This is a genomic window from Caenimonas aquaedulcis, from assembly GCF_015831345.1.
Classification (GTDB): domain Bacteria; phylum Pseudomonadota; class Gammaproteobacteria; order Burkholderiales; family Burkholderiaceae_C; genus Ramlibacter; species Ramlibacter aquaedulcis.
In genome coordinates, this window is sequence record NZ_JADWYS010000001.1 from 3,731,560 (window position 1) to 3,755,071 (window position 23,512).

At 67.8% G+C, this 23,512-nt stretch carries 19 protein-coding genes; 18 read left to right on the top strand and 1 reads right to left on the bottom strand.

What is annotated here, in order from left to right; translation table 11 throughout:
• Positions 1-45: 45 nt before the first annotated feature.
• Positions 46-1,770 carry a sensor domain-containing diguanylate cyclase gene (locus I5803_RS17945; protein WP_196987687.1) on the bottom strand — a complete coding sequence of 575 codons (1,725 nt, stop codon included), beginning with the start codon at positions 1,768-1,770 and terminating at the stop codon, positions 46-48.
• A gap of 46 nt (positions 1,771-1,816) precedes the next feature.
• On the opposite strand from I5803_RS17945, the gene I5803_RS17950 reads away from it, so the two are divergent.
• The 18 genes from I5803_RS17950 (at position 1,817) to ftsA (ending at position 23,460) form a co-directional block, all read left to right on the top strand.
• Positions 1,817-2,998 carry a class I SAM-dependent rRNA methyltransferase gene (locus tag I5803_RS17950; RefSeq protein WP_196987688.1) on the top strand — a complete coding sequence of 394 codons (1,182 nt, stop codon included), beginning with the start codon at positions 1,817-1,819 and terminating at the stop codon, positions 2,996-2,998.
• A 65-nt stretch (positions 2,999-3,063) separates the two neighbouring features.
• Positions 3,064-4,119 (top strand): CobW family GTP-binding protein, encoded by a 1,056-nt coding sequence (locus tag I5803_RS17955; protein WP_196987689.1) that lies wholly within the window; start codon positions 3,064-3,066, stop codon positions 4,117-4,119.
• Between the two features lie 298 nt (positions 4,120-4,417).
• Positions 4,418-5,461 carry an RNA polymerase-binding protein DksA gene (dksA, locus tag I5803_RS22135; RefSeq protein WP_354001685.1) on the top strand — a complete coding sequence of 348 codons (1,044 nt, stop codon included), beginning with the start codon at positions 4,418-4,420 and terminating at the stop codon, positions 5,459-5,461.
• A gap of 48 nt (positions 5,462-5,509) precedes the next feature.
• Positions 5,510-7,393, top strand: coding sequence for an STAS domain-containing protein (locus I5803_RS17965; RefSeq protein ID WP_196987691.1), 1,884 nt, complete (start codon positions 5,510-5,512; stop codon positions 7,391-7,393).
• A gap of 348 nt (positions 7,394-7,741) precedes the next feature.
• Complete coding sequence (mraZ, locus tag I5803_RS17970) at positions 7,742-8,170, top strand: division/cell wall cluster transcriptional repressor MraZ (RefSeq protein WP_196987692.1); 429 nt, start codon at positions 7,742-7,744, stop codon at positions 8,168-8,170.
• Positions 8,171-8,179: 9 nt separating this feature from the next.
• On the top strand, positions 8,180-9,103 hold the full coding sequence (gene rsmH, locus I5803_RS17975; RefSeq protein WP_196987693.1) for a 16S rRNA (cytosine(1402)-N(4))-methyltransferase RsmH: 924 nt from the start codon (positions 8,180-8,182) through the stop codon (positions 9,101-9,103).
• A complete protein-coding gene (gene ftsL, locus I5803_RS17980) occupies positions 9,100-9,384 on the top strand; it encodes a cell division protein FtsL (RefSeq protein WP_196987694.1) in 285 nt (94 codons plus the stop codon). The genes rsmH and ftsL overlap by 4 nt, the downstream gene beginning before the upstream one ends.
• Entirely contained in the window at positions 9,381-11,114 is a 1,734-nt protein-coding gene (locus I5803_RS17985) for a peptidoglycan D,D-transpeptidase FtsI family protein (protein ID WP_196987695.1), read from the top strand. The genes ftsL and I5803_RS17985 overlap by 4 nt, the downstream gene beginning before the upstream one ends.
• The gene (locus I5803_RS17990) at positions 11,114-12,598 is read left to right on the top strand and encodes a UDP-N-acetylmuramoyl-L-alanyl-D-glutamate--2,6-diaminopimelate ligase (RefSeq protein WP_196987696.1); all 1,485 of its coding nucleotides are present in this window, start codon (positions 11,114-11,116) and stop codon (positions 12,596-12,598) included. The genes I5803_RS17985 and I5803_RS17990 overlap by 1 nt, the downstream gene beginning before the upstream one ends.
• Before the next feature lie 5 nt (positions 12,599-12,603).
• A complete protein-coding gene (locus I5803_RS17995; RefSeq protein ID WP_196988608.1) occupies positions 12,604-13,989 on the top strand; it encodes a UDP-N-acetylmuramoyl-tripeptide--D-alanyl-D-alanine ligase in 1,386 nt (461 codons plus the stop codon).
• Complete coding sequence (gene mraY / locus I5803_RS18000; RefSeq protein ID WP_196987697.1) at positions 13,979-15,157, top strand: phospho-N-acetylmuramoyl-pentapeptide-transferase; 1,179 nt, start codon at positions 13,979-13,981, stop codon at positions 15,155-15,157. Before I5803_RS17995 ends, mraY begins: the two co-directional genes overlap by 11 nt.
• A 2-nt stretch (positions 15,158-15,159) precedes the next feature.
• Entirely contained in the window at positions 15,160-16,704 is a 1,545-nt protein-coding gene (gene murD / locus I5803_RS18005) for a UDP-N-acetylmuramoyl-L-alanine--D-glutamate ligase (protein ID WP_354001686.1), read from the top strand.
• A gap of 44 nt (positions 16,705-16,748) precedes the next feature.
• Positions 16,749-17,927, top strand: a complete 1,179-nt coding sequence (ftsW, locus tag I5803_RS18010) for a putative lipid II flippase FtsW (RefSeq protein WP_231402893.1) — start codon at positions 16,749-16,751, stop codon at positions 17,925-17,927.
• Positions 17,924-18,988, top strand: coding sequence for an undecaprenyldiphospho-muramoylpentapeptide beta-N-acetylglucosaminyltransferase (gene murG / locus I5803_RS18015; RefSeq protein WP_196987699.1), 1,065 nt, complete (start codon positions 17,924-17,926; stop codon positions 18,986-18,988). The genes ftsW and murG overlap by 4 nt, the downstream gene beginning before the upstream one ends.
• Positions 18,985-20,397 carry a UDP-N-acetylmuramate--L-alanine ligase gene (murC, locus tag I5803_RS18020; protein WP_196987700.1) on the top strand — a complete coding sequence of 471 codons (1,413 nt, stop codon included), beginning with the start codon at positions 18,985-18,987 and terminating at the stop codon, positions 20,395-20,397. Before murG ends, murC begins: the two co-directional genes overlap by 4 nt.
• Positions 20,394-21,428, top strand: a complete 1,035-nt coding sequence (locus I5803_RS18025) for a D-alanine--D-alanine ligase (protein ID WP_196987701.1) — start codon at positions 20,394-20,396, stop codon at positions 21,426-21,428. Before murC ends, I5803_RS18025 begins: the two co-directional genes overlap by 4 nt.
• Complete coding sequence (locus tag I5803_RS18030; protein WP_196987702.1) at positions 21,425-22,213, top strand: cell division protein FtsQ/DivIB; 789 nt, start codon at positions 21,425-21,427, stop codon at positions 22,211-22,213. The genes I5803_RS18025 and I5803_RS18030 overlap by 4 nt, the downstream gene beginning before the upstream one ends.
• Positions 22,214-22,230: 17 nt before the next feature.
• On the top strand, positions 22,231-23,460 hold the full coding sequence (ftsA, locus tag I5803_RS18035) for a cell division protein FtsA (protein WP_196987703.1): 1,230 nt from the start codon (positions 22,231-22,233) through the stop codon (positions 23,458-23,460).
• The last annotated feature ends 52 nt before the right edge of the window (positions 23,461-23,512 follow it).

Genomic DNA, 23,512 nt, shown 5'->3' on the forward strand with positions numbered 1-23,512 from the left:
TAACCTCTGCGATTTCTGCGTCCGGTCAAGTCCGCATTGAATTGATCAACTCGCCAGCGTGAACACCGCGCGTTTGGTCTCCGGCGCGACGTTCACGAGCAGCGCCGACAGCCGCTCCACCACCTGCTGCGCATCCGCGCGATCCGTCGGGACCATCGTCTGCGCGATGCGAACCTGCGCCACCCAGTCCACCGGCTTGCCCTTCTGCGGCATCAGGCAATGGGCGACGACGCGCGGGCCGATCGATGCGGCCTCCTCGTCGGTCAGCGGGCCTTCGACCAGCATGCCGAAGCGCAATGCGGACAGCCGCGCCACGCCGTCGATCTCGCGGGCGACGGACAAGAGCCGGCCCGCCACGCGCAAGGGGAGCTCCTCCGCCGCGCGGTTGCCGAAGTCGCGCCGCACCTGCTCGAGGTTGACGATGTCGACCAGCAGCACCGCGCTGCGGAATTTCAGGCGCGCCGAGCGCGACATCATGCTGTCCAGCCGCTCCACGAACACATGCCCGTTGATGAGGCCGGTGGCAGGGTCGATGCGGTCCAGGCCCTGAATGCGGCGGTTGTAGTCGCGCCGCTGCTGGCTGCGCACCATGAGGATCACCAGCATCACCGGCAGCTCGACGGCGATGCCGACCTGCATGCCGTACATGGTGAGGAAGTTGGCGGGCAGCAGGCCCCACAGCTTGGCCATGGGAAAGGCCGCCCCGATGATCACCGGGGCCATGCCGCACAGCAGCCACAGCGCGTAACGGTCGCCGCGTGTGACGGCCCAGGCGATGGCGGGCAGCGTGATCAGGTTGGCGATCACGATGTAGGGGATCATCAGCTTGAAACGCAGCGACGGCTCGATGAGCACGATGCCCACGGCGATCGCCAGCGAGAACAGCGCGAGGCCGGTGAGCAGCCGGTGCAGCTTCATCGAGCGCTCGGGAATCGAGGCGGTGGCCGAGAAGAACCAGACCAGCGAGCCCACGGTCAGCACGGGAAAGATCATCGGCGCGACGTCGGTCCACGCGGGCCAGTGGGGCCACAGGTGCAGGCCGGCGATGCCCGTCATCGACGCCTGCGACATGCCCATGAGCAGCACCCCCAGCGCGTAGAAGCCGTAGGCGCTGTCGCGCAGCGACACGGCGCTCAGGAAGCCCACGGCGACGGCCAGCCCTGCGAGCCCGAAATAGATGCCCAGGATGAGGGACGTGCTCTGCTCGTGCAGCCCGAGGTAGCTCTCGCTCACGAACTGCAGCGGCGCCCCGAAGGCATGCGGGTTCTCCACGCGCAGCAGGTAGGCGCGCGGCTCTTCCGCCGACACCAGCACCGGCAGCAGCGGGTGCCGGTGCGGCACCGGCCAGTCCGCCACCGGGATCAGGTCACCGGCGGTCTGCGCGACCCATTTGCCCGCGCCGTCCTGCGTGTACAGCGACACGCGGTTCACCGACGGATAGGGAATCTCCAGGTACCAGCGCTCCGCGTCGGGCGCGGGCGGGATCGTGAAGCGCACCCACAGCGCATGGCCCGTGGTGAGGGGGTGGATCTGCGATGCCTGCGTCGGCTTCCACGGGATGGACGTGCTGGCGGCGACGCCTTCGACGGCGACGGATCCGGTGGGGTCGATCCAGTAGTCCCCCCAGTCCTGCAGGTCCACCGGCTGGCGCGCGGTGTCCAGGTCCAGGACGGTGCGGCCCCAGGCCGGAGCGGCCGCGCACGCAGCCAGCACCAGCAGCAACCACGACAGTAAAACAACCCGTCGGCGGGCGCCTGCGATGAAACCCATTCTTGTACTCCTCAGCCCCGATTGTGCTTCGCCCGACAATACGGCCATGAAAACCATCCGTTTGAAGCCCGGCAAGGAGCGCTCGCTGCAGCGCCGGCATCCCTGGATTTTCGACACGGCGATCGCGAAGGGCGGCGGCGATGCAGGGGAAACGGTGCGGGTCGATTCGCACGACGGCGCCTTCCTGGCGTGGGCTTCCTTCAGCCCCGCATCGAAGATCCGCGCGCGGGTCTGGAGCTTCGACGAGTCGCAGCGGATCGACGCGGCTTTCCTGGGCGCGCTGGTCGGCCGCGCGGTCCGGGCGCGGCAGCGCTTCGATATCCCGAGCGACAGCGCGCGGCTCGTCCACGGCGAATCGGACGGCCTTCCGGGCCTGATCGTCGATCGCTACGGCGACACCCTGGTCGCGCAATTCCTGTCGTCCGGCGTCGAGCGGTTCAGGCAGCCCCTGGTCGATGCCCTGCTCAAGGAGACGGGTCTCTCCCGCCTGTACGAGCGATCCGATACCAATTCACGCGCACTCGAAGGGCTGGAGCCGCGCACCGGCTGGCTGCGCGGCGAAGGGCCGACGGAACTCACGATCAGCGAGCATGGCTGGAAGCTCACCCTGGATATCGCCACGGGGCACAAGACCGGCTTCTACCTCGACCAGCGCGACAGCCGCGGCAAGTTCGCTGCCTTCTCGAAGCGCCTGGCGTTCCAGCGCGTGCTCAATTGCTATTGCTACACCGGCGGCTTCACCGTCGCCGCGCTCGCGGGGGGCGCCGCGCACGTCACGTCCATCGACTCCTCCGCACCGGCGCTGGAGCGGGCGAGGGCGCACGTCGCGCTCAACGGCTTCGATGCCGCCCGCGCGGACTTCATCGACGCGGACGTCAATGCGTCGCTGCGGCGCTTCATCGAGGAGGGCCGGGGCTTCGACGCGATCGTGCTCGACCCGCCGAAGCTCGCGCCGACGGCCGCGCATGCCGAGCGTGCGGCGCGCGCGTACAAGGACATCAACCGCCTGGCGTTCAAGCTGCTGGAGCCGGGCGGTGTGCTCTTCACCTATTCGTGCTCGGGCGGCATCGGCGCCGACCTCTTCCACAAGATCGTCGCCTCGGCCGGCGCGGATGCGGGGGTGGACGGCTACATCGGCGAGCGCCTGGGCGGTGCGCCCGACCATCCGATGACGCTGGAATTCCCGGAAGGGGAATATCTCAAGGGACTGGTCGTGATGCGCAAATGAAGGGGGCTGCCGGCTTTGACCTCCTGCCAACGCAACCATTTCCCAGGGACTAAACTGCCACCATCATGAGTCTCATCCCCGCCACCATCCTCACCGGCTTCCTCGGCTCCGGCAAGACCACCCTCCTCAAGCGCGTGCTGCAGGAAGCGCACGGCCAGAAGATCGCCGTCATCGAGAACGAATTCGGCGAGGAGAACATCGACTCCGACATCCTCGTCACCGAGACCAAGGAGCAGATCATCCAGATGAGCAACGGCTGCATCTGCTGCACCATCCGCGAAGACCTGCGCACCACCCTGCAGGACCTTGCCGCGAAGAAGCGCAGCGGCCAGCTCGACTTCGAGCGCGTGGTGATCGAGACCACCGGCCTCGCCGACCCCGGCCCGGTCGCGCAGACCTTCTTCATGGACGACGAGATCGCCGAGACCTACCTGCTCGATTCCATCATCACCCTCGTCGACGCGAAGCACGCAGCCCAGCAATTGAACGACCGCCAGGAGGCGCGGCGGCAGGTCGGCTTCGCGGACCAGATCTTCATCAGCAAGACCGACCTCGTCGCCAAAGACGAGGCGGACGCGCTCATCCACCGCCTCAAGCACATGAACCCGCGCGCGCCCTACAAGGCCGTGCACTTCGGCGACGTGCAGATCAAGGACGTGTTCGACCTGCGCGGCTTCAACCTCAACGCCAAGCTCGACATCGATCCGGACTTCCTCAAGGAGGAAGACGCGCACGACCACGACCACCACGACCACGAGCATGGGGAGCACTGCGACCATCCGTCCCACGCGCACGAGGGGCACGGACATCACCACCACCACGACGACGACGTGAAGAGCTTCGTCTTCAAGTCCGACCGCGCCTTCGACGCCGCCAAGCTGGAGGATTTCCTGGGCGCGATCGTGAACATCTACGGCCCGCGCATGCTCCGCTACAAGGGCGTGCTTTTCATGAAGGGCACCGAGCGCAAGGTGATCTTCCAGGGCGTGCACCAGCTCATGGGCAGCGACCTGGGCCCCGCCTGGGCCGAGGGGGAGGCCCGGGGCAGCAAGATGGTGTTCATCGGGATCGACCTGCCCAAGGACATCCTCCTGCAGGGGCTGGAGCAGTGCCTGGTCTGAGTGCGTAAAAAGGGCCGCAAAAGAGCGCGGAAGGCCTCTCGTTCTCGGTTAGGCTAGCGCCTTCGCGAAAATGACATGAGGCGGGGCGGCGCAAATGATTGTCTCGATTCTGCAACTACCTGGTTGCTCCCTGGACAAGGGGGAGTCCGGCCACGCGGGTGAAAACCCCAGCCGCACGGTCCCCCGAAGGGACAATCAGGGTATAACTCGCCTTCATGAAGGCGTTTCATCACCACAAGAAGGACAGTCGGCCGCTGGGCATTCCCATGCCGCCGCGTCGGCTGCGAGGAGACAGGAAGTGAAACCCCAACCGAAGGCCGGCAAGACCGCGGCCAAGGCCAAGCCGGCGGCGAAAGCCGTGAAGGCGGCAGCGAAGCCTGCAGCCAAGAAGGCCACACCCGCGAAGGCCGCCAGGCCCGCGGCGAAAGCAGCGACCAAACCCACAGCGAAAGGCGCCGTGAAATCGACGGTGACTTCCAAGGCCCCGGCCAAGAAGGCGGCGGCCAAGCCGGCGGCGAAAGCCGCCGCCAAGGCCCCCGCCAAGAGCGCGCCTGCCAAAAGCGCGCCTGCTTCCAAGAAACCCGCCCCGCAGCCCCAGGCCTCCCCGGCCGTGAAGGCCGCGGCCAAGCCCAAGGCGACACCGACCCAACCCGAGGCCAAGGCCAAGCCGCCCGCCAACGGACAGGCGGCCGCCCGGGCCATGCCTCCCCGTCCGGACGCCGCCACCCTCGGCGCCGAACCGGCACGGGCTACGAAACCCTCGGCGCGGCTCGCGCAGATCACGGTGCCCTCCATGGCGCAATCCGTGGCATCGACCGCCGCCAAAGCCAGCTACACACAAACGATGTCCCAACCCGTTCTCACCCCGCCACCGCTCGTGGCGATCAAGAAAGACCCGAAGCTCGCCAACAACTGGAAGACCAAGACGGTCGACCAGCTGACCGACGCGGAAGTGCTCGCCATGCCCGACAGCGAGTACATGAACGAGAAGCAGATGGGCTTCTTCCGCCTGAAGCTCGCGCAGCTCAAGCAGGAGATCCTCAACAGCGCCGGTGAGACCACCGAGCACCTGCGCGAGGACACCGTGATCGTCCCCGACCCGGCCGACCGCGCCACGATCGAGGAAGAGCACGCGCTCGAGCTGCGCACGCGCGACCGCGAGCGCAAGCTGCTCAAGAAGATCGAGCAGTCGATCGCGCGCATCGACGCCGGCGACTACGGCTACTGCGACGAAACCGGCGAACCCATCGGCGTCGGCCGCCTGCTGGCGCGACCCACGGCGACGCTGTCGCTGGAAGCCCAGCAGCGGCGCGAACTCAAGCAGAAGATGTTCGGGGACTGATCCTCCCTTCACCGGCACCGCCTCCCGTCCCGACTCCAACGCGACCCCATGCCGTCCAAGGAAGAAAATCCCGGCTTGCTGTCCAAGGTCGTGAAGTTCGTCAAGAACCCGACGACGAACTGGGCCGATCTGGACCAGCAGGAAACCGACCGCGAAAGCTCGTACTCCAAGCAGATGCTCAAGGAGATGATCGAGCGCAAGCGGCGCAACGACTTCGTGCGCAAGCGCGAATTCGACATGCTGCGCAAGATGCGCCGCAGCGAGGTCATGGCGGGGCAGGACCCGGCGGCGCGGCCGTCCTTCTTCCAGAGCTCGATGCCGTCCAAGCCGGACGACCGCGCGACCACGCTCAAGAAGATCGACGAGATCGAGGCGCAGATGTCCATGCAGTGGTGGAAGACCAAGCATGGCGAGAACGCGGGCCGTGCCCCTGGCGGCAATTTCCCGGTGTCGTCGCACGTGCCGCCCGATTCGGTGGACAGCGGGGCGCCACCGCCGCAGCGGCCTTCGTCCTATACCAAGACGGAGCCGATGCCGCTACAACCCGTGGCGCAGGAAGAAGAGACCGAGCAGGCGGACCTCTCGCCCATGCTCCACTTCCGCAATTCCGAACCCGTGATGCAGCCGCCCGCCGCGGCGCCGCGCATGCAGCCGCCGCCGCCGCCCGCCATGCCGCCGGCGGCCCGCACCGCGATGCCGCTTGCGCGGCCGCCGGCCGCACCCGCGATCAGCGCGGTCACGAGCGACGCGCCCAATTCCGAGCCGAGCAGCACGAACACCGGGTTCTCCGCGTCGAAGATGATCGCGATCGACGTCGACGAGTTCGCGCACGATCCGGAGCTCGAGGAAGCCTCGATCCGCTTCGCCAATGGCGACGACGAGGGCGCCGAGGCCGGGCTGCTGGAAGTGCTGGGGCCGCAGGGTTCGCGCATCGACCACGAGGACACCTGGCTCACGCTGTTCGACCTGTACCGCGCGAGCGGGCAGCAGGAGCGCTTCGAGACCGCGGCCATCGATTTCGCCGGCCGCTTCGGCCGTTCGGCACCGCAATGGGTTTCGTTCCCCGAGGCCGTGGGCCGCATGCAGGCGGCGCCGCCCGCGGCGCCCCAAGGCAACCAGCCCGCTGCCAACTGGACCTGCCCGGCCACCTTCGGCACGCAGACGCTGGCCGCGATGTCGGCCGCGCTCGCCAAGGCGCAGCCGCCGTGGCGCCTCTCCTGGATCAAGCTCCACACCATCGACGATGCGGCGGTGGAGGGCCTCACCCGCCTGTTCACGCAGTGGTCGGCGCAACCCGTGCAATTGCGATTCATCGCCGGGGACAACCTCGAGAAGGTGCTGAAGAACGCGACGCCGTCCGGGGACAAGGGCACCAACCCGGCCTGGTGGAAACTGCGCATGGAAGTCCTGCGCGTGATGCACCGGCCCGATGAGTTCGAACTGGTGGCGCTCGACTATTGCGTCACCTACGAAGTCTCGCCGCCCTCTTGGGACAGCGCGCGCTGCGAATACAAGCCCCTGCAGGAAGACGGCAGTTACGTGGCGGGCCACACCATCGTGGGCGAAGCCTTCCACGATTCGATGTCCTCCGGCCTGGGCACGCTCGGTTACAGCGACACGCATGTGGCCGGCCTGAGTGCGCAGGCGTCCAACGTCGCCACCGTGGAGCTGGCCGGGCAGATCCTCGGCGACGCTACCGAGGCGCTGGACCTGCTGGACGCCAAGCTCGCCGGCGCGGACGTGATGATCATTTCATGCGCGCGTCTGATCCGTATCGACTTCTCCGCCGCCGGCACGCTGCTGAACTGGGTGACGGCGCGGCAGGCCGAAGGACGCCAGGTGCAGTTCGTCGAAGTGCACCGCCTGGTCGCCGCGTTCTTCAATGTCATCGGCATCGCCGAGCATGCGCGCGTGATGGCGCGCGCCGACTGAACGCCTCCTTCACATCCAGCGTGTTCCCTTTCGGCGGCGCGAACTTCGCGTTGCCCGCGTGCGCCTCGCGTGTGGCGCCCTCCCCAGGCAGGTGACGCACGGACACATCTTCGCGACGGTTGAGGTTTCAAATGAAGAGCCTTCGCTAAGTGCTTCATTTAGAACGAGTTTTGTTCGCGCGCTGTCGCGAAAGGCGCTCTAAGTCGTTGATTTCATTGCGAATTTGGCACAACTCGGCGCTTGCGCTGCTGAGTTTTCCTGCTACAGTGCAAAAAAGTGCAATTAAGTGGTGATTCGTGCCTTCGCACACCCACCATTGCGCTTCAACCGTAGCAAGGGCTCACACAGGTGTTCCAAGGCGCTTCGTCGCTCAGTCTCGATGCCAAAGGCCGGCTGTCGGTGCCCACGCGGCACCGCGACGTCCTGGGCGCGACTGCGAACAACCAGCTCACCATCACGCGCCACCCCCACGGTTGCCTCATGATTTTCCCGCGCCCGGAGTGGGACAAATTCAGCGCCCGTATCGGGGCGTTACCCATGGATGCGCAGTGGTGGAAGAGAATCTTCCTGGGCAACGCGATGGACGTGGAGCTCGACGGTACGGGGCGCGTCCTCATCTCCCCCGAGCTGCGCGCGGCGGCAGGGATCGAGAAGGAAACGATGCTGCTCGGGATGGGCAACCACTTCGAGCTCTGGGACAGGGCGACCTACGAAGCCAAGGAAGCGGAGGCGCTGCGCGGCGAAATGCCCGACGTCTTCAAGGAATTTTCCTTCTGAAAGCAGGCGGTGGACACCACATGGAATCACACCACCGTCTTGTTGAACGAAGCAGTCGAAGCCCTCTCGGCAGACTCATTCACCAAGCCGGACCAAACCTACGTCGACGCCACCTTCGGCCGCGGCGGGCACTCGCGCCTGATTCTTTCGCGCATGGATGCCTCGAGCCGGCTCATCGCGTTCGACAAGGACCCGGAGGCCGTCGCGGTGGCCAACACCATCGAGGACGCGCGCTTCTCCATCCGCCACGAGGGCTTCTCGGCGATCAGCGAACTGCAGGGCGGCAGCGTCGCGGGTCTCCTGATGGACCTCGGCGTGAGCTCGCCGCAGATCGACAACCCGGCGCGCGGCTTCTCCTTCCGCGGCGACGGCCCGCTGGACATGCGCATGGACACCACGCGGGGCGAGAGCGTGGCCGATTGGCTCGCCACGGCGGAAGCCGGGCAGATCGCGGAGGTGATACGTGACTATGGCGAAGAACGGTTTGCTGTTCAGATTGCAAAGGCGGTTGTTGCTCGCCGACAGGAACGGGGGCCTCTTTCAACCACCGCCGAACTGGCCCAGCTCGTGGCTGGCACGGTCAAAACCCGCGAGCCGGGCCAGGACCCTGCAACGCGCACATTTCAGGCTCTTCGGATTTTCATCAACGCCGAGCTTGAAGAGCTGCAACAGGCGCTAGAGGCGAGCTTGGACATCCTGCAGCCCTCCGGACGCCTGGTGGTGATCGCCTTCCATTCGCTGGAAGACCGCATCGTCAAGCAATTCATCGCGAAGCATTCGCGCGAGGTGTTCGACCGCCGCGCGCCTTTCGCGCAGCCCAAGGCGATGAAGCTGCAGGCCCTGGAGCGCATCAAGCCGACATCGGACGAGATCGCGGCGAACCCGCGTTCGCGCAGCGCGATCATGCGCGTCGCGCAAAGGACGGCGGCATGAGCGCGAACTCCACGCGCCTGAACATGGTGCTGCTGCTCGCGGTGATCGCGAGCGCGCTCTTCCTCGTGAAGACGCAATACGAGTCGCGCCACCTCTTCGCGGAGCTGGACAAGGCCAACGGGGAAGCCAGGCGCATCGAGGTCGAGAACGGCCGCCTGCAAGTCGAAAAGCGCGCGCAGGCCACGCCGCTGCGCGTGGAAAAGCTCGCGAAGGAACAGCTGCAGATGCGCAGCGCCTCGCCCGCGATCACGCAGTACGTCAAGCAGGGGGCGCAGCAGTGAGCCGCAGCGTCGCCTACACCTCCAGTCCGTTGCTCGCGAGCAAGACGCCCGTGTGGCGCAGCAAGTTCATCGTGGCCGCGATCGCCGTCGGCTTCCTGGCGCTGGCGGGGCGCGCCGCGTGGGTGCAGGTGTTCGCCAACGACTTCTTCCAGAAGCAGGGCGAGGTGCGCTTCGCGCGCACGCTCGAGCTGCCCGCCACGCGCGGCCGCATCCTGGACCGCAACGGCTTGCTGCTCGCCTCGAGCGTTCCCGCGCCGAGCATCTGGGCGATCCCTGAAGACGTGGACCGCGACCGCGCGAAGCTGGTGCAGCTCGCGAAGCTCCTCGAGATGCCGGTAGCGGACCTCGACAAGAAGCTGGAGAACGAAGACAAGACCTTCGTGTGGCTCAAGCGCCAGGTCGACGAGGACGTCGCGAAACAGGTCGCGGCGCTGGACATCAAGGGCATCTACCAGCGCAAGGAATACAAGCGCCAGTACCCGGAGGGCGAAGCGGCCGCGCACGTGGTCGGCTTCACCAACGTGGAAGACATCGGCCAGGAAGGCATGGAGCTCGCGTTCCAGAAGCAGCTCGCGGGCCGCGCCGGCATGCGCCACGTGATCAAGGACCGCCTGGGCCGCGTGGTCGAGGACGTGGGCGAGCAGGTGCTGCCCGTGCCGGGCAAGGACATGCAGCTGTCGATCGACAGCAAGGTGCAGTTCTTCGCCTACCAGAAGCTGCGCGACGCCGTGATCGAAAACCGCGCGAAGGCCGGCAGTGTCGTCGTGATGGATGCGGCGACGGGCGAGGTGCTCGCGCTCGCCAACTACCCGAGCTACTCGCCCAACAAGCGGCAGAACCTGTCGGGCGAGCAGCTGCGCAACCGCGCGCTCACCGACACCTTCGAGCCCGGCTCGACGATGAAGCCCTTCACCATCGGCCTTGCGCTGGAGACGGGTCTCGTGACGCCGCAGACCCCCATCCAGACCGCGCCGGGCTACGTGATGATGAGCGGGATGAAGATTTCGGATTCGCATGCGCACGGCATGCTGACCGTGCAGGAAGTGATCCAGAAATCGAGCAACGTGGGGACGCTCAAGATCGCGTTGCAGATGCAGCCCCGGCAGATGTGGGAGCTCTTCACGCAGGCCGGCTTCGGCCAGAAGCCGCAGATCACCTTCCCCGGCGCCGTGAGCGGCCGTGTGCGGCCCTACAAAACCTGGAAGCCGGTGGAGCAGGCGACGATGTCGTACGGCTACGGCCTTTCCGCATCCCTCTTCCAGATGGCGCGCTCGTACACCGTGTGGGCGCACGACGGGCAGATCATCCCCGCCACGCTCATCAAGACGGACGAGCCGGTGACGGGCGTGCAGGTGTTCTCGCCGAAGACGGCGGCCGAAGTGCGCACCATGCTGCAGATGGCCGCGGGCCCGGGCGGGACGGGTCCCAAGGCGCAGACCCTCGGCTACTCGGTCGGGGGCAAGTCCGGCACCGCGTACAAGCAGGTGGGCAAGGGCTATGTCACCAACAAGTACCGCTCCTGGTTCGTCGGCATCGCACCCATCGACAAGCCGCGCATCATCGTCGCGGTGATGGTGGACGAGCCGTCCGCGGGCAAGTACTTCGGCGGCGACGTCGCCGCGCCGATCTTCAGCACCACCGTGCAGCAGACGCTGCGGCTGATGGGCGTGCAGCCCGACATGACCGTCAAGCCGCAGGTGGTGGTGAACGCCGTGGAGGAGTCGTTCTGATGCACGAACTCCACACGCCGCAGGAAGCCGCCGGCTGGCTGCGCGAACGCGTGACCGGCACGCTGCACTGCGACAGCCGCAAGATCGCCGCGGGCGACGGGTTCATCGCCTGGCCGGGCGCCGCGACCGACGGGCGCATGCACGTGCATGCCGCGCTCGCGCAGGGCGCCGCCGCGTGCCTGGTCGAGCGCAGCGGCGTGGAGTCTTTCGGCTTCGAGCGCGGCGAGATCGCGTCGTTCGAACGCCTGAAGGCGGCGACGGGCCCCGTGGCCGACGCCTTTTTCGGGCAGCCCAGCGATGCGCTCGCGGTGCTCGCGGTGACGGGGACGAACGGCAAGACGTCCACGGCCTGGTGGCTCGCGCAGGCCCTGTCGAACCTCGAAGGCCCGCATGCGATGCCTTGCGGCGTCATCGGCACGCTGGGCACGGGCCGTCCGCCGAAAGTGGAATTCACCGGCCTCACGACGCCGGACCCGGTGCTGCTGCAGCGGCAGCTGCGCCGTTTCGTCGACGAGGGCGTCAAGGCTTGCGCCATCGAGGCATCGTCGGTCGGCATCGTGGAGCGGCGCCTGGACGGCACGCGCATCCGCGTGGCCATGTTCACCAACTTCACGCAGGACCACCTGGACTACCACGGCGACATGGCGTCCTACTGGGAGGCCAAGGCGGAGCTCTTCCGCTGGCCCGGCCTGCGGTCCGCCGTGGTCAACATCGACGACGAGAAAGGCCGAGCGCTGGCCGCTTCGCTCGCGGGCGGCGCGCTGGACGTGTGGACCGTGTCCTGCGTCGAAGATGCGCGGCTCATGGCACGCGGCATCGGCTACGGCGACGAAGGCCTGTACTTCGATGTGATCGAAGGTGGCGAATCGCACCGCGTCAGGACGCGGCTGATCGGCCAGTACAACGTCTCCAACCTGCTCGGCGTGATCGGCGCGATGCGCGCCCTCGCCGTGCCACTGGCGCAGGCGGTGCGGGCCTGTGAAGGCCTGCTGCCCGTGCCCGGGCGCATGGAACGCCTGCAGGAGGCGGGCAAGCCCGTCATCGCGGTCGACTACGCGCACACGCCCGACGCGCTGGACAAGGCGCTGCAGGCCCTGCGCCCGCTGGCGGCGCAGCGCGACGGCAAGCTCTGGTGCGTGTTCGGCTGCGGCGGGGACCGGGATCCCACCAAGCGGCCCCTGATGGCCGCGGTGGTCGAGAAGAATGCCGACCGCGTGGTCGTCACCAGCGACAACCCGCGCAGCGAGAAGCCCGAGAACATCATCAGCCAGATCCTGCTGGGCCTGTCGCACCACCAATGCGTGCAGGTGCAGGCCGACCGCGCGCTGGCCATCAGCGAAACCATCGCCGCCGCGGCCGCGCAGGACGTCGTGCTGCTGGCCGGCAAGGGGCACGAGGACTACCAGGAGATCGCGGGCGAGAAGCTGCCCTTCTCCGACAAGGTGCACGCGCAGGCCGCGCTCGACGCGAGGGGGGCGGCATGAACGGCATGTTCACCCTCGCGGAAGCCCTGCCGTGGATTCCCGGCGCGCGCCTCGTGGGCGACGGCGCCGTGGAAGTGCAGCGGGTGCACACGGACACGCGGACCCTGCAAGCCGGCGACCTGTTCGTCGCGATCCGGGGCGAGCGCTTCGACGCGAACGACTTCCTTGCCGATGCGAAGGCGAAGGGCGCGGTGGCGGCAATCGCGAACCGCGGCAAGCTGCCCACGGCCATGTCCGGCATCGAAGTGGAAGACACGACGCAGGCGCTCGGTGCGCTGGCCGCCGGATGGCGCGAACAGTTCGCGCTGCCGCTCATCGCCGTCACCGGCAGCAACGGCAAGACCACCGTGACGCAGATGATCGCGTCCATCCTGCGCGCCTGGCAACCCGAGCATATGCTCGCGACGCAGGGCAACTTCAACAACGACATCGGCTTGCCGCTGCAGCTGCTGCGGCTGCGGGCCGGCCACCGCGTGGCCGTGCTGGAGCTCGGCATGAACCACCCGGGCGAGATCGCCTACCTCGCCGGCCTCGCGAGGCCGACGGTGGCGATGGTGAACAACGCGCAGCGCGAACACCAGGAATTCATGGCGACCGTCGAGGCAGTCGCACGGGAAAACGGCAGCGTCATCGAGTCGCTGGCAGCGAACGGCGTGGCCGTCTTCCCCGCGGACGAGGAATTCACGGAACTCTGGAAGGGCCTCGCCGATGGGCGGCCCTGCATGACATTCGGCGACACGGGCGCCGATATCGTTTTGGCCGGGACTGAATGGCAACAGGGACACTGGGCCGTGAGCGTGCGAACGCCCGTCGGCCCGGTGGCGTACCGACTCCATATCGCCGGCCGCCATAACGTGCGCAATTCGCTGGCCGCCACGGCGTGCGCACTCGCGGCGGGCGCGCCGCTTGACGCGATCGCGCGCGGGCTCGAAGCGTTCGAGCCGGTCAAGGGCCGCTCGCGCGCCGCATCGGTTCAGGTCGCGGGCCGCGCGATCACCCTCGTGGACGACACCTACAACGCCAACCCGGATTCGGTGCGCGCCGCGATCGACGTGCTGGCCGAGCTGCCCGCGCCGCGCCTGCTCGTGCTCGGCGACATGGGCGAGGTCGGCGACCAGGGGCCGATGTTCCACACCGAAGTCGGCGAGCATGCGCGCCACCGGGGGATCGAGCTGCTCTTCACCCTGGGCGAGCAGTCCACCGCGATGGGCGGGCGGCATTTCGCGGACGTGGAATCGCTCAACGCCGCCGTCCTCGCGGAATTGCCCCGCGCCGGCAGCGTGCTGGTGAAGGGCTCGCGCTTCATGAAGATGGAACGCGTGGTCGAGGCGATCAGCGCATCCGCATCGCCAGAACAACAACAAACAGGGGAGCCGCGACATGCTGCTTAGCCTCTCGCAGTGGCTCCAGACGCTCTCGCCGGAATTCGGATTCCTGCGAGTGTTCCAGTACCTCACGTTCCGCGCGGTGATGGCCGCCATGACCGCGCTGCTGATCGGCCTGGGCGCGGGCCCGTGGGTGATCAACCGCCTCACGCACCTGAAGATCGGCCAGCCCGTGCGCGGCTACGGCATGGAGACGCACCTCACCAAGAGCGGAACGCCGACGATGGGCGGCGTGCTGATCCTGATTTCGATTGCCATCTCCACGCTGCTGTGGTTCGACATCACCAACCGCTTCGTGTGGATCGTGCTGGCGGTGACGCTCGGCTTCGGCGCCATCGGCTGGGTGGACGACTGGCGCAAGGTCGTGCACAAGGACCCGGAAGGCATGCGGTCGCGCGAGAAGTACTTCTGGCAGTCGCTGATCGGCTTGCTGGCCGCGTTCTACCTCGTGTTCAGCATCTCCGAGAGCTCCAACTGGCGCGTGCTGCAACTCTTCTACCAGTGGGTATGGTCCGGTTTCGACGTGAACCTGCCGCCCAAGGCCGGCCTGCTCGTGCCCTTCTTCAAGGAGATCAGCTACCCGCTGGGCGTGTTCGGCTTCGTGATCATGACCTACCTCGTCATCGTGGGCGCCAGCAATGCGGTGAACCTCACCGACGGGCTGGACGGCCTGGCGATCATGCCGGTGGTGATGGTCGGCTCGGCGCTCGGCGTGTTCGCGTACGTGACGGGCAGCGCGGTGTATTCGAAGTACCTGTTCTTCCCGCACATCCCCGGCTCGGGCGAGCTGCTGATTTTCTGCTCCGCGATGGCGGGCGCGGGCCTGGCCTTCCTCTGGTTCAACGCCTACCCGGCGCAGGTGTTCATGGGTGACGTCGGCGCGCTCGCGCTCGGCGGCGCGCTGGGCACCATCGCGGTCATCGTGCGCCAGGAGATCGTGCTTGCGATCATGGGCGGCATCTTCGTCGTCGAGGCGCTGTCGGTGATGGCGCAGGTGATGTACTTCAAGTACACGAAGAAGAAGTACGGCGAAGGCCGGCGCATCCTCAAGATGGCGCCGCTGCACCACCACTTCGAAAAGAGCGGCTGGAAGGAAACGCAAGTGGTCGTGCGTTTCTGGATCATCACGATGCTGCTGTGCCTGGTGGGCCTGTCCACCCTGAAGCTGAGGTGAGCGTGGACGAGATCCTCACTCCCACCCCGGAACCCGTGGCGCCGCCCGCGCCGCGCGACGTGCTCGTGCTCGGGCTCGGCCTGTCCGGGCTCGCGATCGCGCGCTGGTGCGCGCGCCAGGGCGACCGCGTGACGGTGGCGGACACACGCGACGCACCGCCGCAGCTGGATGCGCTGCGCGCGGAGCTGCCCGATGCGACATTCGTCGGCGGCGCGTTCGATGCGGGGCTGCTGGAAGGGGTGCAGGCCGTGTACCGCAGCCCGGGACTTTCCCCACAGCAGGTCGCGGCGGTCACCGCACCGGCGGCGGAGCGCGGCATCGAAGTCGGCGGGGAACTGAGCCTTTTCGCTTCCGCGCTCGCGCAACTCAAGGCCTCGCAAGGCTATGCGCCGGCGGTGCTGGCCGTCACCGGCACCAATGGCAAGACGACGGTCACCGCGCTCACAGGCCAGCTGGTCGAGCGCGCGGGCAAACGCGTCGCCGTCGCGGGCAACATCGGCCCCTCGCTGCTCGACACGCTCGCGCAGCAGCTCGATGCGGGGACCTTGCCCGAAGTCTGGGTCGTCGAGCTCTCCAGCTTCCAGCTCGATGCGGCCGGCGACTTCGAGCCCACCGCCGCCACCGTCCTGAACGTGACGCAGGACCACCTCGACTGGCACGGCACGATGGACGCGTATGCGCAGGCCAAGTCGCGCATCTTCGGCAAGGGCGCGTTCATGGTGCTCAACCGCGAGGACCCGCTGGTCATGAAGATGCTGCCCGAGCCCGTGCGCCTGAAGGGCGGCAAGATGGAGCAGCGTGCATTCATGACCTTCGGCGGCGACATGCCGCAGCGCCCCGGCGATTTCGGCATCGAAGTCGTGAACGGCATGGCCTGGCTGGTGCGCGCGCTGGAAGCCGACGAAACGCAAAAACGCAGGAAGGACGCGGAGGAGGAACTCCACTTCCAGCGCCTGATGCCCGCCGACGCGCTGCGCATCCGCGGGCGCCACAACGCGGTCAATGCGCTGTCGGCACTGGCACTCGCGAGCGCCGCGGGTTGCGCGCTCGGCCCGATGCTCTACGGCCTGCGCGAATACCGCGGCGAGCCGCATCGCGTCGAGCCGGTCGGCATCGTGCACGACATCGAATACTTCGACGACAGCAAGGGCACGAACGTGGGCGCCACCGTGGCGGCCCTGCAGGGGCTGGGCGCCGAGCGCAAGGTCGTCGTCATCCTCGGTGGCGACGGCAAGGGCCAGGATTTCTCGCCGCTCGCCGCGCCGGTCGCGCGCTATGCGCGCGCCGCGGTGTTGATCGGCCGCGACGCGCCGCAGATCCGCGCAGTGCTGGAGCCCCAGGGCGTCGTGCTGCTGGACGCCGCAACGATGGAAGAGGCCGTCGCCGTCGCCACGGCGCAAGCGAAGCCCGGCGACGCCGTGCTGATGTCGCCGGCCTGCGCGAGCTTCGACATGTTCCGCAACTATCCGCACCGCGCCGAGGTGTTCCGCGCGGCCGTGCGCGCCATCGCCGACGAAGCCGGCGTGCAGATGGAGGGCAGCGCATGAAGCTCCAAGCTGTGCTCGGCCATCTCGGCAGGCCCTCCTGGACGATGGGCCACGTCCAGTCCGACAAGACGCTGCGCGCGCCGGTCGGCCCGCTGCACTTCGACACGGCGCTGCTGTGGGTCACCGTCGCGCTGGTCGCCTTCGGCCTGGTGATGGTGTATTCCGCCTCCGTCGCGATGCCGGACAACCCGAAGTTCGCGCGCTACACGCACACCTATTTCCTGGTGCGCCACGTCATCTTCCTGGCGATCGCCTTCGTCGCGGCGCTGCTCGCCTACCAGGTGCCCATGGCGACCTGGGAGAAGGTCGCGCCGTGGCTCTTCATCGCATCGCTGCTGCTGCTGATGGCGGTGCTGGTGCCCAAGGTCGGCTCGGTGGTCAACGGCGCGCGCCGCTGGATCTCGCTGGGTTTCATGGGCTTCCAGCCGTCGGAGCTCGCGAAGTTCGCGGTTCTGCTTTATGCGGCCAACTACATGGTGCGCAAGATGGATGTGAAGGAGCGCTTCTTCCGCGCCGTGCTGCCGATGGCCGCCGCCGTCGCGATTGTCGGGCTGCTCCTGCTCGCCGAGCCGGACATGGGCGCCTTCATGGTGATCGCCGTGATCGCGATGGGCATCCTCTTTCTAGGCGGCGTCAACGCGCGCATGTTCTTCCTGATCGCCGCCGTCATGACGGTCGCCTTCATGCTGATGATCGCGCTGTCGGACTGGCGCCGCGAGCGGATCTTCGCCTACCTCGACCCGTGGAACGAGAAGTACACGCTCGGCAAGGGCTACCAGCTGTCGCACTCGCTCATCGCCATCGGTCGGGGCGAGATATTCGGCGTCGGCCTCGGCGGCAGTGTCGAGAAGCTCCACTGGCTGCCGGAGGCGCACACCGACTTCCTGCTCGCGGTGATCGGCGAGGAGTTCGGGCTCATCGGCGTCGTCATCGTGATCGGCCTGTTCCTGTGGATGACCCGGCGCATCATGCACATCGGCCGTCAGGCCATCGCGCTGGATCGCGTGTTCGCCGGGCTCGTCGCGCAAGGTGTCGGCATCTGGATCGGCTTCCAGGCCTTCATCAACATGGGCGTGAACCTCGGCGCGCTGCCCACCAAGGGCCTGACGCTGCCGCTCATGAGCTATGGCGGTTCGGCGATCCTGATGAACCTCGTCGCTCTCGCGGTGGTGATGCGGGTCGACCAGGAAAACAAGTCGCTGATGCGCGGAGGCCGGGCATGACCGCACGCTGCGCGCTCGTGATGGCCGGCGGCACCGGCGGCCACATCTTCCCGGGCCTCGCCGTCGCGGAGGCGCTGCGCGATCGCGCCTGGCGCGTGCACTGGCTGGGCGGCCCCGGCAGCATGGAGAGCCAGCTCGTTCCGCCGCGCGGCTTCACGTTCGAGACCATCGATTTTTCCGGCGTGCGCGGCAAGGGCATCAAGACACTCGCGCTGTTGCCGCTGCGCCTCGCGAAGGCGCTTTGGCAAAGCATCGTCGTGGTTCGCCGCGTGAAGCCGGACGTAGTCATCGGCCTGGGCGGCTACATCACCTTCCCGGCCGGGATGGCGAGCGTCCTGATGCGCAAGCCGCTCGTGCTGCACGAGCAGAACTCCATCGCCGGCATGGCCAACAAAGTGCTGGCGGGCATGGCGGCACGGGTCTTCACTGCCTTTCCGAACGTGCTGAAGAAGGGCGCGTGGGTCGGCAATCCGCTGCGCGCGGGCTTCCTGCAGCAGCCCGGTCCGCAGGAGCGCATGGGCGCGCGCACCGGCCCGCTGCGCCTGCTCGTGGTCGGCGGCAGCCTGGGCGCGAAGGCGCTCAACGAGATCGTGCCGAAGGCGCTCGCGATGATCCCGGAAGGAATCCGCCCCGTGACGCTGCACCAGAGCGGCGCTAAACAGATCGACGAGCTGCGCGCCAACTACGCCGCCGCGGGCGTGCAGGCCGAGCTCACACCCTTCATCGACGACACCGCGCGTGCGTATGCCGATGCCGACGTGATCGTTTGCCGCGCCGGCGCGAGCACGGTGACGGAGATCGCGGCCGTCGGCGCCGCGGCGGTGTTCGTGCCGTTCCCCGCGGCGGTGGACGACCACCAGACCACGAACGCCAAATTCCTGGTCGATGCCGGCGGCGGCTGGCTGAAGCAGCAGCGCGAACTCACGCCGGAATGGCTCGCGGACCTGCTGCGCACGGTCGATCGCGCGGAATTGATCCGCCGCGCGACCGCCGCCCAGCAGATGAAGAAGACAACCGCCACCGACGACGTCGTGAAGGCCTGCGAGGAACTCGCGTCATGAAGCACGCCATCAAACACATCCACTTCGTGGGCATCGGCGGCGCAGGCATGTCCGGCATCGCGGAAGTGCTCCGCAACCTCGGCTACACGATCTCCGGCTCGGACCTGTCGGACAGCGCGACGCTGCGCCGCCTGCAGGCGCTCGGCATCACGACCTATGTCGGCCACGCGGCGAGCCAGGTGAAGGGCGCCGACGCGGTCGTCACGTCCACCGCCGTGCAATCGGAAAACCCGGAAGTCATCGCCGCGCGCGAATTGAAGATCCCGATCGTGCCGCGGGCCATGATGCTTGCCGAACTGATGCGCCTGAAGCAGGGCATCGCGATCGCGGGCACGCACGGCAAGACGACGACCACGAGCCTTGTCGCGAGCGTGCTGGCCGAAGGCGGGCTGGACCCGACCTTCGTGATCGGCGGCCGCCTGAACAGCGCGGGCGCGAATGCCAAGCTGGGCGGCGGCGACTACATCGTGGTGGAGGCCGACGAGTCCGATGCCTCGTTCCTGAACCTCATGCCGGTGATGGCGGTGGTGACGAACATCGACGCCGACCACATGGAAACCTATGGGCACGACTTCAACCGCCTGAAGGGCGCGTTCGTCGAATTCCTGCACCGCATGCCGTTCTACGGGACCGCGATCCTGTGCGTGGACGACCCCGCCGTGCGCGAGATCATGCCCGACGTGCAGTGCCCGATCACGAGTTACGGCCTCAGCGAGGAAGCGCAGGTCCGCGCGGTGGATGTGAAGGCCGTCGGCCCGCAGATGCACTTCACGGCGCAGCGCCGCAACGGCGTCACGCTGCCCGATTTGAAGGTCGTTCTCAACCTCGCCGGCATGCATAACGTGCTGAACGCGCTGTCGGCGATCGCGATCGCCGTGGAGCTGAACATCCCCGATGCGGCCGTCGTCAAGGCGCTGGCGGAGTTCCGCGGTGTCGGCAGGCGCTTCCAGAGCTACGGCGAACTGCCGGTCGACGCGGCGCACGGCGGCGGCACCTACACGGTGATCGAGGACTACGGCCATCACCCCGTCGAACTCGCCGCGACGCTCGCGGCCGCGCGCGGCGCGTACCCCGGGCGCCGGCTCGTGCTCGCGTTCCAGCCGCACCGCTACACGCGCACGCGGGATTGCTTCGAGGATTTCGTGAAGGTCCTGGGCCAGGCCGACGCCGTGCTCCTGACCGAGGTGTATGCGGCCGGCGAATCGCCCATCGTGGCGGCGGACGGCCGTTCCCTGGCCCGCGCGATTCGTGTCGCGGGCAAGGTCGAACCGATCTTCGTTGATGACATCGCCGCGCTTCCGGCCGCGATCCGGGAGATGGCGCGCGACGGGGACGTGGTGATGTGCATGGGCGCCGGCTCCATCGGCGCCGTGCCCGCCAAGCTGGTCGAGATGGGAGGCGGCGCATGAGCACCGCAAAGAAGAAGCCCGCGCCTGTGAAGCGCGTCGCCGCGCGGCCGGCAAGCGCGGCTCCTTCGGGCGCCGATTTCGGCAAGGTCGCCGTGCTGATGGGCGGGCAATCCGCCGAGCGCGAGGTGTCGCTCATGTCCGGCAGCGGCGTGCTGAAGGCGCTGCAATCCAAGGGCGTGGATGCCCACGCGTTCGACCCGGCCGAACGCGATCTCGTGGAGCTCAAGCGCAAGGGCTTCCAGCGCTGCTTCATCGCACTGCACGGCCGCTTCGGCGAGGACGGCACGGTGCAGGGCGCGCTCGAGCTGCTCGGCATCCCCTACACCGGCTCGGGCGTGATGGCCTCCAGCATCTCCATCGACAAGGTGATGACCAAGCGCGTCTGGCTGGCCGAGGGCCTGCCGACGCCGAAGTACACGCTGCTGCGCCGCGGCGCCTACACGCGCGAGCAGGTGCGCGCGGTGCCGGACGACCTGTCCCTGCCACTCATCGTGAAGCCCGCGCGCGAGGGCTCGTCCATCGGCGTGGCCAAGGTGCACGGCTATTCGGAGATGGCCGCCGCGGTGGAGCAGGCCGCCGCGCTCGACGCGGACGTGCTGTGCGAGCAGTTCATCAGCGGCGACGAGGTGACGTGCCCGGTGATCGGCACGGGCGATGACGCCCGCGCGCTGCCGGTGATCCGCATCGTCGCGCCCGAGGGCAACTACGACTACCAGAACAAGTACTTCACCGACGACACCAAGTACCTGGTGCCCTGCGGCCTGCCCAAGGGCGAGGAGGAAGCGATCCAGGAAATCGTGCTGAAGGCGTACCGCGTGCTCGGCTGCCGCGGCTGGGGCAGGCTGGACGTGATGATCGACGGCAAGTCGCGCAAGCCCTACCTGCTGGAGATCAACACCTCCCCGGGCATGACGGGCCATTCGCTCGTGCCGATGTCGGCGCGCGCCGCGGGCGTGAGCTACGAAGACCTGTGCCTGCACCTGCTGGCGTCCGCCTCGCTGGACCAGCTGAAAGGACCGGCACGCACATGAACGCCGCCATGCCCACGCCCTTCGACGTCAAGCTGATGAACCTCACCGCGTCGGTGCTGTTCTCGGCGTTCGCCGTCACGCTGCTCGCGGCGGGCCTCTGGTGGGCGGTGCGCCATCCGGTGTTCTCCATCGCCGGCATCACGGTGCAGGGCGACGTCGCGCACAACAGCGCCCTGACGCTGCGCGCGAACGTGGCGCCGCGGCTCGCCGGGAACTTCTTCACCGTGAACCTCGCGGCCGCGCGCGAAGCCTTCGAATCGGTTCCGTGGGTGCGCCACGCGATCGTGCGCCGGGAGTTCCCCAACCGGCTGCGCGTGCAGTTGCAGGAGCACAAGGCCGTCGCGCTGTGGGGCCCCGAGGGCGAGAGCCGCCTCGTCAACGAGTTCGGCGAGGTGTTCGAGGCGAATGCGGGCGACGTCGAGGCGGACGACCTGCCGCGCCTGGCCGGCCCGGTCGAGCAGGCGGCCGAGGTGCTGGCGATGTACCGGGCGCTCAAGCCGGTCGTCGAGACGCTCGACCTCGGCGTGGAGAACGTGACGCTGACGGCGCGCGGCAGCTGGGAGCTGCAGGTGGACAACGGCGCGGTGGTGGAGCTGGGTCGCGGGACGCAGCAGGAAGTGCTGGCGCGGACGCAGCGTTTCGTGCAGACGCTCACGCAGGTGACCTCGCGCTACGGCCGCCGGCCCGACGCGCTGGTGTCGGCGGACCTGCGGCATGGCGACGGGTATGCGGTGAGGTTGCGAGGCGTCGGCACCACGAGTGCGGATACGGCCCCGAAGAAGTAAAGGCAAGAGGGAACGCAATGGCAAAAGAGTACAAGGACCTGGTCGTGGGGCTGGACATCGGGACCGCCAAGGTGATGGTGGTCGTCGCCGAGGTCATGCCCGGCGGCGAGCTCAAGCTCGCCGGCCTCGGCGTGTCCGCGTCCAACGGGCTCAAGCGCGGCGTGGTCGTGAACATCGACGCGACGGTGGCGAGCATCCAGCAGGCGCTCAAGGAGGCCGAGCTGATGGCCGACTGCAAGATCACGCGCGTGTACACCGGCATCACCGGCAACCACATCCGCGGCATCAACTCCAGCGGCATGGTGGCGGTGAAGGACAAGGAAGTGACGCAGGCCGACGTCGGCCGCGTGATCGAGACCGCGCGCGCGATCAATATCTCCACCGACCAGCGCCTGCTGCTGGTCGAGCCGCAGGAATTCGTCATCGACGGCCAGGACGTGAAGGAGCCGATCGGCATGAGCGGCATGCGGCTGGAGGCCAAGGTGCACATCGTCACCGGCGCGCAGAGCGCGGCCGAGAACATCATCAAGTGCGTGCGCCGCTGCGGTCTGGAAGTCGAGCACCTGCTGCTGAACGCGCTCGCGTCCAGCCAGGCCGTGCTGACCGACGACGAGAAGGAACTGGGGGTGGCCCTGGTGGACATCGGCGCCGGCACGACCGACGTCGCGATCTTCACCAACGGCGCGATCCGCCACACCGAGGTGATCCCGATCGCCGGCGACCTCATCACCAGCGACATCGCGATGGCGCTGCGCACGCCGACCAAGGACGCGGAGAACATCAAGGTCGAGAACGGCTACGCCAAGGAGCTGCTCGTCAATCCGGACGAACAGGTCGAGGTGCCGGGCCTGGGCGACCGCGAGCCGCGGCAGATGGCGCGCCAGGCGCTGTCGTACGTGATCGAGAAGCGCGTCGAGGAAATCTACCTGTGCGTGCGCAACGTGATCCGCGACACCGGCTACGAGGAGGTCCTCTCCTCGGGCATCGTCATCACGGGCGGCAGCGCGCTGATGCCGGGCATGGTGGAGCTCGGCGAGGACGTGTTCCTCAAGCAGGTGCGCCGCGGGCTGCCGCGCTACTCCGGCGCGCTGGCCGACATGGTCACGCAGCCGCGCGCGGCGACGGTGATGGGCCTGCTCGAGGAAGCGCGCCTCGCGCGCATCCGCGGCTTCAAGGTGGCGCAGAAGAACGGGTCCATGAAGACCGCGTTCGGGCGCTTCAAGGATTTCATCGTGGGGAATTTCTGACCATGCGAAACAGGATCTGGCTCGCACGGGGGAGCCCCCACCGGAAGAGAAA